Annotated in this window: 9 protein-coding genes; 3 read left to right on the plus strand and 6 right to left on the minus strand. The window is 39.0% G+C overall.

What is annotated here, in order from left to right; all coding sequences use genetic code 11:
* Positions 1–150 precede the first annotated feature (150 nt).
* Both RM553_RS17035 and RM553_RS17040 read left to right on the plus strand, forming a co-directional pair.
* On the plus strand, positions 151–1,494 hold the full coding sequence (locus tag RM553_RS17035) for a sigma-54-dependent transcriptional regulator (protein WP_311536165.1): 1,344 nt from the start codon (positions 151–153) through the stop codon (positions 1,492–1,494).
* A complete protein-coding gene (locus RM553_RS17040) occupies positions 1,442–2,824 on the plus strand; it encodes a sensor histidine kinase (protein ID WP_311536166.1) in 1,383 nt (460 codons plus the stop codon). The genes RM553_RS17035 and RM553_RS17040 overlap by 53 nt, the downstream gene beginning before the upstream one ends.
* A 128-nt stretch (positions 2,825–2,952) precedes the next feature.
* Here RM553_RS17040 and RM553_RS17045 read toward each other — a convergent pair whose 3' ends face one another.
* The 3 genes from RM553_RS17045 to mnmE form a co-directional block, all read right to left on the minus strand.
* Positions 2,953–3,672, minus strand: a complete 720-nt coding sequence (locus RM553_RS17045; RefSeq protein ID WP_311536167.1) for a hypothetical protein — start codon at positions 3,670–3,672, stop codon at positions 2,953–2,955.
* Positions 3,662–4,804, minus strand: coding sequence for a site-specific integrase (locus RM553_RS17050; protein ID WP_311536168.1), 1,143 nt, complete (start codon positions 4,802–4,804; stop codon positions 3,662–3,664). The genes RM553_RS17045 and RM553_RS17050 overlap by 11 nt, the downstream gene beginning before the upstream one ends.
* 221 nt (positions 4,805–5,025) lie before the next feature.
* Entirely contained in the window at positions 5,026–6,486 is a 1,461-nt protein-coding gene (gene mnmE / locus RM553_RS17055; protein ID WP_311536169.1) for a tRNA uridine-5-carboxymethylaminomethyl(34) synthesis GTPase MnmE, read from the minus strand.
* Positions 6,487–6,652: 166 nt separating this feature from the next.
* On the opposite strand from mnmE, the gene RM553_RS17060 reads away from it, so the two are divergent.
* Positions 6,653–7,009, plus strand: a complete 357-nt coding sequence (locus RM553_RS17060; protein ID WP_311536170.1) for a DUF4870 domain-containing protein — start codon at positions 6,653–6,655, stop codon at positions 7,007–7,009.
* Positions 7,010–7,190: 181 nt separating this feature from the next.
* On the opposite strand, the gene dnaN is transcribed toward RM553_RS17060, so the two are convergent.
* The 3 genes from dnaN to gldF all read right to left on the minus strand — a co-directional run bounded on the left by dnaN (position 7,191) and on the right by gldF (position 10,919).
* Positions 7,191–8,309, minus strand: coding sequence for a DNA polymerase III subunit beta (dnaN, locus tag RM553_RS17065; RefSeq protein ID WP_311536171.1), 1,119 nt, complete (start codon positions 8,307–8,309; stop codon positions 7,191–7,193).
* 194 nt (positions 8,310–8,503) lie between these two features.
* The gene (gene gldG / locus RM553_RS17070; protein ID WP_311536172.1) at positions 8,504–10,180 is read right to left on the minus strand and encodes a gliding motility-associated ABC transporter substrate-binding protein GldG; all 1,677 of its coding nucleotides are present in this window, start codon (positions 10,178–10,180) and stop codon (positions 8,504–8,506) included.
* Between the two features lies 1 nt (position 10,181).
* On the minus strand, positions 10,182–10,919 hold the full coding sequence (gene gldF / locus RM553_RS17075) for a gliding motility-associated ABC transporter permease subunit GldF (protein ID WP_311536173.1): 738 nt from the start codon (positions 10,917–10,919) through the stop codon (positions 10,182–10,184).
* Positions 10,920–11,022: the final 103 nt, after the last annotated feature.

Below are 11,022 nucleotides of genomic sequence, written 5' to 3' on the forward strand. Positions count from 1 at the left end.
ATCTGTTAATCAGTAGAATAGGTTTTTTAATAGAGAAAAAAGTGTTCGGTTTTGAGACACTTCCTGTTCGGTTTTAAAACAATTTTAAGCTTTCGATTTTTTCTTTTGATCAAAATTCAGCATGCCTTGAATAAATTGTAATATTGTGTCATGCAGTTACACAATGCCAAAATACTGGTCATAGACGATGATCCCGATGTGCTTATAGCCATGAGGCTACTACTGAAACCCCATGTTGCTGAAATTGCGGTGGAAAAGAAGCCGGGAAACCTTCCTTCTTTGCTTTCAGAGAAGAAGTTTGACGTGATTATTCTTGATATGAATTTCAACGGACTCGTAAACACAGGAAACGAAGGCATATTCTGGCTGAACCGCATAAAGGAACTCGCTCCTGATACCGATGTGATCCTTATTACTGCCTATGGGGATATAGATCTGGCTATTCGCTCTTTAAAAGAAGGCGCGGCAGATTTTATTGTGAAACCCTGGCAGAATGAAAAGGTTATTGAATCGGTTACGGAAATGCTTCAGAAAAAGAAGAGGTCCGGAGTCAAATTACGTCCCAAAGCAGGGGAAACAAAAATTATAGGCGAAAGTGAGGAGATTCAGGAAGTCTTTGCAAAAATAAAAAAAGTAGCTCCAACCGATGCAAATGTCTTGATTCTTGGCGAAAATGGTACAGGGAAAGATCTTATCGCAAAGGCCATTCATGAAAATTCAAATCGAAAAAACAAGGCTTTTGTAAAAGTTGATGTTGGTGCACTTACTTCAACTTTATTTGAAAGCGAACTGTTTGGTTATAAAAAAGGAGCTTTTACTGATGCCCGGGCGGATCGGAAGGGCAGGTTTGAAACTGCCCATGGAGGAACACTTTTCCTAGACGAGATTGGTAATATAAGCCTACGGCAGCAGGCAAGGCTGCTTACTGTGCTTCAAAACAGGACAATTACGCCCCTGGGCTCTAATGAAGTAATCCCGGTAGATATCAGGCTTATCTGTGCGACTAACTTAAAGATTTCCGAGCTTTCTGATGAATCGAAATTCCGGAAAGATCTTATATATCGCATAAATACCGTGGATATGGTGATTCCCCCTTTACGGGCAAGGGGAACAGATGTAACTTTGCTCAGCCGTTATTTCCTCGATTTTTATGCTGAAAAATATGCCAAAGGCGCGCTAAAAACAGAAAAGAGTTTTCTTGAAAAATTAAAGAGTCATTCTTTCCCCGGCAATGTGCGGGAACTTCAGTTTGTGATAGAGCGGGCAGTTATAATGGCTGAAAATAACATTTTAAAAGCTGAAGATCTTTCATTTTCGGCTATTGAGACGGCTCCGGAAATACAGGAAATGGATGATATGCGCCTGGAAACTGTGGAAAAAAATGCTATTCTGAAAGTTATAGATAAGAATAAAGGAAATATTTCAAAATCGGCCAAAGAGCTTGGCATTACACGTGCGGCTCTTTACCGAAGGCTCGATAAGTATGACCTTTAAAAGCTACCATACTTCGATTTTATTTAGAGTGACGGTAATTACCATTACCGCCATTGCACTTGCATGGTTTATAGTGAAGGAGACTTATTATTTGGCCCTTCTTCCCGCACTAATTTTGCTCTTACTTGTCTATGAATTCTTCCGGTATATGGGGAAGCGTTTTGAAGTGATGGATGATTTTTTTGAAGCTGTGAAATACAGGGATTTTTCCAGAAATTACCTGGAGGAGAATAAAACCAAAGATATCAGGCGGCTTTACAAAGGTTTTAATACCGTAAACCGTACGATTCGTGAAATGAATTCTGAAAAGGAAGTCCAATATCTCTACCTTCAGAAAATATTAGAAATGATAGACATAGGGATCCTGGCTTACAATACTCAATCAGGCAAAACACTCTGGATAAATGAATCATTTCAGGAAATGCTGGATGTGCCAGGTTTTAAAAATATAAATTTTTTAAAATCAAGGAATAAGCATGTTTACGATTTACTGTTTGATAATCATTATTCCGAACCTTCTACTATAGATATTAAAATACGGAAGGAAAATTTAAAGGTGCTTATTTCCCATAGTATGTTCAGGATTGAAGAAAGTTATTGCAAACTGTTAGTTGTTCATAATATCGAAGATACCATAAATAAGACGGAATCGGAAGCCTGGAAAAAACTCCTAAGTGTCATGACTCATGAAATCATGAATTCTATAGCACCAATTTCGTCTCTCGCCAATACATTAAAAATTCAGGTACAGGAAAATCTGGAAAACCCATCAAAAGTATTGGAACTGCAAGATTTTGACGCCGGCTTGAGCAGCATAGGCAAACGTAGTGAAGGGCTTATGAAATTTGCAAAAACCTACAGAAGCCTGAACAAAATTACTCATCTTAATAAAGAAAAGATTGAGATCCAAACACTTTTCCGTGATCTTGAGCAATTGATGAAGCCTTCAATTGATAAAACTTCCGTACGGCTTCAATTCGAGCTTAAAGACAATAGAATAGAAGTGGAGGCTGATACCTATTTACTGGAACAGGTACTTATTAATCTTATATTAAATGCTATTGAGGCTTGTGAAGAAGTGTCTGGTGCAGAAGTAAGAGTTTATGCCAGGCGTAAAACTGATGGGAAAACGGAAGTTGCGGTAGCAGATAACGGTCCAGGAATTTCACAAGAGATTATAGATCAGATCTTCATACCTTTTTTTACCACCAAAAAACAGGGAAGTGGGATTGGGCTTAGCCTAAGTAAACAAATTATGACGCTGCATGGAGGGAAAATCCAGATTAATAGTTTAGCTGGGGAAGGAACCAGTGTTGTTCTAAGTTTTTAATTTCCCAATTAGTCCTTCTTTTTTCGGACTGAGATAATTTCTGTTACGGGTTAACAAATTCTTCAGAGAAACAACTACTAATTTTAATGATGGAGTCTTTCAACCAGTGGCTATGGTCATAATTTAGTTTAGTTTAGTTTCTGAAAAATGTTAATGATTACCTCGTGCTGTTTAGAAACATGTGTCCTGGTAGGAGCGTTTTTTAGGGTATTATAATTATATTTTTTGCCATCTGGCCGGAAAATCAAACCTGAATTTATAAAGAGGTTTTTCAGAGTCAGGGTATTATTCGGAAATTTTTTGGTAAGATGGTCGTAAAATTCCCTGCAACTTGGCCCGTCCATTTTAAAATGGAGTTTAGAATCATGACTTTTCCAATCTTTAAGTAGAACATTTTTAAAATCTTCTACGGTGGTTCTGTCTTGATCTATTAATTCATGCCGTATCATCTCATTATATAGCCCTCCTAATTGTGAATCTGAAATTGAGAGATTGAAGTTCTCAGAAGATCTCGTAGCATTCTTTTTCAACTGCGATTGGAATGACACCTGAAATTTTTCTGTCCAGGTAAAATAACATGAAAAAAATCCAAGAATAAATGCAAGCCAGGTTATTAACTGAATAAATATTCCTCTATTTCCTAAGGATGAGTAGGAGTAAACCATGAGATACATATAACTTAACCCTATCAGGTGCAAAAAGATCCTTGGCTTTTCCACCTGCTTTTGCCATGCAAAGGGCTCATTTAAGAAATAATAAAAAATCTTCGGAGCAAAGTGAAGTGCTAATTGCCCATATGTATAAATAAAGGCGATACTGGCCAGGTATGGAAATAAGTCAAAACTCATTATTAATTTCAAGTTCCGGTATCAAATAAGCTGCTTCTTTTTTCTTCTTATCCACAATCTTTGCATACACCTGCGTAGTTTTGATTTCCTTGTGTCCAAGAATTTTTGAAACGGTGTAAATATCGGCTCCATTTTCGAGCAGGAGCACAGCATGGGTGTGTCGGCCACTATGGAAAGTAATGTGCTTGGTGATACCGGCACGCATACACCACCTGAGAAGTTCTGCATTAAAATGTGCTCCATATTTAAGGCCTTTGAATACCAGCTCGTTTTCCCGTTTTCTTTTACCTAAAAGCTGTCTTGCCTGGTTGGAGATAAATTGATATTCCTGGCCCGCTGTTTTCTTCTGCTTAAAAACTAACCGGGTCTCATCTTCTTCATCCCGAACCTCAGACCATATGAGCTTATTGATGTCGCTCCATCTTAAACCTGTCAGGCAACTGAACAAAAATGCGGATTTTAAAACAGGATGTTTGCAATGTGCCTTTACCACTGCCTGAAGCTCCTCATGTGTAAGATGCTCCCGGGAAGTTTCACCCTGGGTAAATCCTTTAACCGTGGTAGCAAAATTTCTACGGGTATATCCGTCTTCAAAAGCCTGTTTTAAAGCAGCTTTGAACTTATTGTAGTAGGTATATCTGGAATTCTGAGATAATGGCGTATTTGATTTTGTCCGGGCTTTATTAGCGAGATGTTTTTTGAATCCTATTACAAAATCTTCATCAATATCTTCAAAAGTAATGTTTCTCTTTTTGCAGTAGTCTTCTATATGATTTTGGGCGGCATCCCAGTTGTCATAATTCCCTTTACTCTCATATCGCTCTTCTTTCAATTTTTCGTAGTAGGTTAGAAATAATAGTTTGTCTTTAGATCTGTCTTTAATACCATACTTACCCTGGGCATATTCTGCTCTTCTAATTGAGAGTATTTGTTCTGCTCGTAAAAGGGTTTCTTCGTTTTCCCGTTTCTCAGAAGCATTTTTAGGATTGATGTATAAATACTCCTTGAGATATTCAAATTCCCTATTGTTTTTCGATTTTCCATTCTGATCAATAACCTTTCCTTTATAATAATCTATATAAAGACTATACTTCCCGGTTGTCAACTTCTTTTTTCTAAGATTGATTTTCATAACTCCAGCTTTCTATAAAGATAAAACAAAAAGAGATATGAGGTGCACGAAATGCACCTCAAGAAAGAAAATTAACATCGGGGTGCACTTTAGGCACAAAAAGGGGTGCACAATGAATTATTAAAGGAGAATGAAGGAGTGAAGTAAAACTTTTGTAAGCCTTAAATTTGGTGGGTTTTGGTGCTGTTTGATATCAAATGATATCAAATAAAATTTGCTGTTTATTTCCCAATACAGAAATTAGCAAAAATATTTCCTAATAAATCGTCATTTGTGATTTCGCCGGTAATCTCTCCAAAATGGTGCAGGGCCTGGCGAATATCAATAGCCATTAAATCTCCTGAAAGACCCATTTTTAATCCTTCCTGTACTTTATTGATTTCTTCTAAGGCACTTAGCAGGGCATTGTAATGACGGCTGTTGGTCACGATGGTATTGTTGTTTCTTAACGCTCCGGTATTAACAAAATCCAGCAATTTATCCTTCAACTCCTCAACTCCCGCTCCCGTTTTTGCTGAAAGCAATAAGAAATGAGCTTTTTCTCTGTTTTGGGCAATGCTGTTTAATTCTGCTATCAGACTTTCTTTCCCTGCTTCTTCTATTTTATCTGCTTTATTGGCAATTATCAGCAGTGGTTTTTGCGGAAACTTATTTCTAATTTTTTCAATTTCTGTTTTAAGTTCTGATAATTCTCCACCTTCGGGGGAGATGCCGGAGGCAGAGAGGGACGAACTCCGAACTTCGAACTTTTCTGCATTTAGCAGAAATACCACAACCTGTGCCTGGCTTATTTTTTCAAACGTTTTTTTAATCCCAATGCTTTCCACCACATCTTTCGTTTCACGAATTCCTGCCGTATCGATAAACCTGAAACCAACTCCGCCAATAGCCATTTCATCTTCTATCGTGTCCCTGGTGGTTCCCGCAATTTCAGAAACTATGGCACGCTCTTCATTTAAAAGTGAATTTAAAAGGGTAGATTTTCCCACGTTTGGCTCCCCAACAATAGCAACAGGAATTCCGTTTTTCAACACATTTCCGGTGGCAAAAGAGTCGATCAATTTTTTCAGGACGTTCTGTATCCTTTGAATGAGTTTTTTGAATTCTTCCCGATTAGCAAATTCCACGTCTTCTTCAGCAAAATCCAGTTCCAGCTCTATTAAAGAAGCGAAATCGAGAAGTTCCTGCCGCAAACGCTGAATTTCATTTGAAAAACCTCCCCGCATCTGTTGCATAGCCATCTGGTGAGAGGCCTGGTTTTCAGAAGAAATTAAATCGGCCACAGCCTCTGCCTGGCTCAGGTCCATTTTTCCATTTAAGAAAGCACGCAAAGTAAATTCTCCTGCTTCGGCTGACCGGCAACCTTTTCGCACCAGCAGCTGAATAATTTCCTGCTGAATATAAGGACTGCCATGGCAGGAGATTTCTATGGTTTCCTCCCCTGTATAAGATTTAGGTGCCCTGAAAACCGAAACTAAAACTTCATCTATAACTCTTTCAGAATCAATAATATTTCCTAAATGGAGCGTATGCGTGGGTTGCTTTTCCAGCAGTTTTCCGCTTTTTGCATTAAATAAAGGAGAAACTATAGAAATGGCCTCCGGCCCGGAAACTCTGATTATGGCAATTGCACCAGCCCCTGATGGCGTGGCGAGTGCTACAATGGTGTCATTCATTTTCATGGGGCAAAGGTAAGAAACGGGTGGCAATCTGCCATTTCTTTAAATTTCTGTCATAAATTCTAAAAACCAGATGTAACAAATGAAATTTCCCTTCGTCTTATTAATACAAATGCTGATAATCAGTACTTTGTTTGGATATTTTTTATAGTTTTAAAAGAAATCAATTATGGAAACTTATGCAGCCATGAGAGAAGACAGGCAAATGCTCGTAATCACACATATTAGCCAGCTACTGGATCTAATTACCGGCTTTGGAGGTTTTATTGTCCCGCTTATTCTTTGGGCGACACAAAAAGATAAAGTAATAGGTATGGATGCACACGGTAAAATGGTAATGAATTTCCAGATTAGCCTCTTTATCTACAGCATTATCTGTATACCACTAATTTTTCTTTTCGGCATAGGCTTTTTACTCCTGGGGGTAGTTTGGGTCTTCGGGATAATTATGCCAATAATCAATGCGATAAATGCGAGCAATGGAGAGCCATGTCATTATCCTCTTACCATCGAATTGATTAAGTGAAACCAAAATGATATGTTATACTTAGTGAATGATCAATTTTAGCCATACGCTGTTAACAAATAATCACTTTTTCATTTTAAATGCGAATATAAAACTAAAGCCCGTTCAGGATTATGAACGGGCTTTGATTTTCAGAACATTTTTATGTACTGCACTTAATTTCCGGCAGCAATTTTTATTTTTAATTATTCAACATCACCGGCATAACCAGCATGGTAATTCTTTCACCCGGATCCAATCCATCAACAGGTGTCAAAATTCCCGCGCGGTTTGGCAGGCTCATTTCCAGCTGAACTTCATCTGAATTTAAATTATTCAGCATTTCTGTAAGAAATCTTGAATTGAAACCAATTTGCATATCGTCTCCCTGGTAGGCACAGGTTAATCTTTCTTCTGCCTTGTTGCTGTAATCCACATCTTCCGCAGAAATATTTAACTCGGCGCCGGCAATTTTTAACCTTACCTGGTGAGTGGTTTTATTGGAGAAAATGGAAACCCTTCTTACTGAACTTAAAAACTGGTTTCTTTCAATGGTCAGTTTATTTGGATTCTCCTTTGGGATAACCGCCTCGTAATTAGGGTATTTTCCGTCAATCAGGCGGCAAATCAGTTGTGTTTCGTCAAAGGTGAATTTTGCATTGGAATCGTTGTATTCAATTAATACTTCGCTTTCGCTTCCGGCCAAAATCCCTTTCAGAAGGTTTAAAGGTTTTTTCGGCATAATAAATTCAGCCGACTGCGAGGCACTCACATCTTCCCTGGAATATTTTACCAGTTTATGCGCATCTGTAGCCACAAAAGTTAATCCTTCATCTGAAAACTGGAAGAAAACACCACTCATTACCGGGCGAAGGTCATCGTTTCCTGATGCAAAAATTGTTTTGCTTATAGCCGTGGCAAGAATATCCCCTTCAATAACCGTGCTGCTTGGTTCTTCAAGCTCAACTGGATTTGGAAATTCTTCCCCGTCGGCATAAGCCAGGGCGTATTTCCCGTGGTTTGAACTTAGTTCTATGGTATTATTATCCTCGGCAACAAAAGTAAGCGGTTGCTCAGGAAAGGTTTTCAACGTGTCAAGGAGCAGCTTTGCGGGAACAGCAATTTTTCCTTCAGAATCTGATTCTACTTTGAGTTTGGCAGACATGGTGGTCTCCAAATCTGAAGCAGAAACAGTTAATTCATCTTCTTTAAGGTCAAAAAGGAAATTATCTAAAATGGGTAAAGTATTGGTGTTGTTAATTACACCGCCCAGTATTTGTAGCTGTTTCAGCAAATAACTGCTGGATACAATAAATTTCATCGGCTTTGTTGATTAATTTGAATCTACTACAAATATATTTTAATACTTCAAAAGAGGAAGCCTGCAGGAGTAGTTTTTATTAACAGAAAATTACCCGATGTTTGCGGTAAACAGCTTAAAATCAATTTAATAATTAATATTCGCTAAAGTATTTTGTTAATATGTCCTTTGGCTAGACAGGTTGCTTTACTTCTTTAAGCTTTTTTAATGTATTTCCTTCTGCGGAAAAAATTAAAAATAAAAGCGAAAATCCCCAGTATAATCAGCGGGACAACCAGGTTTATAATCTGCCATTTTTCGCGCGCTGCTGCGGTTTTTTCAGGATTGAGAAAGGGAATGCTGATTTCTTTGGAGCGTATTTCAATAAGTCCGCTGTCATCCAGCATATAATTCACCGCATTTAGTAAAAATTCCTTGTTGCCATAGGTGTTTCCGGTGTACCTTTCAAAGCCAAGTTCCAGCGGTGCGCCCCGCTGCAGTTCGTTTTTAATCACATCGCCATCAGAAATTACCAGCATTTGTGTTGGTTCACTCTCAGTTAAAGGATTTGATAAATTAAAAGGTTTTACCCTGTTTTTATAGGCTGAAGTAAACTGTCCCTCCAGCAATACGGCCAGGGGCTGTTCCCCATCGGTATAGCTTGCAATATCGGGCTTCTGGCTAACCATTTCCAGGCTTATTTGAAGCGGGGTTCCTTCAATTTTGGACCTGGGAGAACTGCTAAGCAGGATTGTTTTTTGTAAATCGTTGGCCAGGGTATCAATCTGGTTGGCGTATTCAAATTTTACCGCTTCAATATTGTTGATGATGGGATGGTTATTTGGAGAGGCGCTTAGAGGGCTATAGAACCAGGGGTAAGGGTTAAAGCGGGTGTTGTTTCCGCTTCCCGTGGCCAGGATAATTGGTGCCGAATAAATATCGTTTACCAGCACGGGATTAATCCTGAAGCCGTAGGAAAAGAACAAGTCTCCCAAATTTAAATTCCTGGGTAGGGCATAGGCGGTCCCGGTTTCATTTAAGAGGCTGTCGGTTTCCATTGCTACACTTTCCACCAACCACATAGACTTTCCGCCATTCATGGTGTACTGGTCCAGCACATATTTCTCATTTTCGGTATAAGGTTGTGTTGGCTTGGCTTCTAAAATGAGGTCAAATTCATTTAAATTCTCTAATGTTTTCTGCGGATTTACAGCTGCGGAATCCAGCGTGAACGGCGCGATAAAATAATAATTTTGAAGTGTTTGCAGGAAATCGGCAAGATATGGATCGGCAAGTTCCCCATTGCCGCGTATTACGGCGATCTTTTTTTCCTTTTTGTAAATAAGCTGGCTCAATGCATTGGCAAAAGCGTATTCCAGTTGCTGCACGCTGTTGTTCACCCGCTCCTGGTCTGTAGCGCCAAGATTATTCTTCAGTAAAGGAATTTTTACCGTGGCTTCTCCATAATTTGCGATAGCCCATGGAAAAATAATTTCTTCACTTGTCCTGCCACTTTCCTGTACGCTAACCCGCGCCGGCGTCATTCCCAACTGCATAAATTCCTGCGCAATGGCATTGGCATCCTGTCCTTCAGCCAAAGGATTTATAAAATTGAATTTAATATGGGTATTATAAGCGGCAAATTCTTCCAGAAGTTGCCGGGTTTCGTTGCGAAGCCTTCTAAATTCCGCAGGAAAATCGCCTTTTAGAAAAACATCTATAATCACCGGTTCTTCTACATCTCCAACTATATTTTTGGAAGCCGAAGAAAGGGTGTAGCGGTTGTCCTGGGTAAGGTCAAACCGCTCAAAAAAGTTGGCTGCAAGAATATTCAGCAGGATCAAACCAACTATCAGAATTGCTAGGGACGTGTATGTGCCGGTTTTTTTCAAGTTAAGATTTTTGCTGAATGGATTTTAATTTGATGTGGGTAAGCTTCAGAAATAGAAAAATAAAGCTGAAAAAATAAATAATATCGCGGGTATCTATAACGCCACGGCTAATACTTTGGTAGTGGTAGCTTATGCCCAGATATTCCACTCCGTACGTTGCTTCCCCAAAAATGTTATAACCGGCAAGGCCTTCAAAAGCAAAATAGCAAAAGAAGCAAAGGAAAACAGCAACAACAAAAGCCACAATCTGGTTCCTGGAAAGGCTTGAGGCAAAAATGCCAATTGCCGTGTAACAGCCGCCAAGAAACAAGAGTCCGAAATACGAACCCAGGGTAGCGCCAATATCAAGATTGCCCACCGGATTTCCTAATTGATAAACCGTTAGCACGTATAACAATGAAGGTAAAATGGCCAAAATCACTAATATTATGGAGCCAAGGTATTTGCCTGAAATAAGCTGCCATAACCCGATAGGTTTGGTAAGCAGCAATTCCATGGTGCCCTGTCTTTTTTCTTCGGAAAAGCTCTTCATGGTCACCGCGGGAATCAGGAAAATAAAGATCCACGGGGCCAGGTTGAAGAAAGGTTTAACATCGGCAAAACCATTGTCCAGGATATTATATTCCCCCGAAAAAACAAAGAGGAAGAGTCCGCAAGCCACCAAAAAAATCCCAATCACCAGGTAACCAATTGGTGACGAAAAAAAGGACTGTATTTCTTTATTTAAAATCGCGAACATTTAACTTCTGTTGTCTGTTGTCTGTTGTCTGTTGTGAGTTGTTGAAAAGTTTTGAAGATTTTGTGCTTCGAATTAGGGTTTCTTAATTTTAAAAAACCTTAAA

It is taken from the genome of Autumnicola tepida (assembly GCF_031846485.1).
GTDB lineage: Bacteria > Bacteroidota > Bacteroidia > Flavobacteriales > Flavobacteriaceae > Autumnicola > Autumnicola tepida.

Coding starts and splice junctions, on each gene's coding strand:
- mnmE (WP_311536169.1), bottom strand. CDS start 6,486: ATGAAAATGAATGACACCATTGTAGCACTCGCCACGCCATCAGGGGCT.
- RM553_RS17045 (WP_311536167.1), bottom strand. CDS start 3,672: ATGAGTTTTGACTTATTTCCATACCTGGCCAGTATCGCCTTTATTTAT.
- RM553_RS17050 (WP_311536168.1), bottom strand. CDS start 4,804: ATGAAAATCAATCTTAGAAAAAAGAAGTTGACAACCGGGAAGTATAGT.
- dnaN (WP_311536171.1), bottom strand. CDS start 8,309: ATGAAATTTATTGTATCCAGCAGTTATTTGCTGAAACAGCTACAAATA.
- RM553_RS17035 (WP_311536165.1), top strand. CDS start 151: ATGCAGTTACACAATGCCAAAATACTGGTCATAGACGATGATCCCGAT.
- gldF (WP_311536173.1), bottom strand. CDS start 10,919: ATGTTCGCGATTTTAAATAAAGAAATACAGTCCTTTTTTTCGTCACCA.
- RM553_RS17060 (WP_311536170.1), top strand. CDS start 6,653: ATGGAAACTTATGCAGCCATGAGAGAAGACAGGCAAATGCTCGTAATC.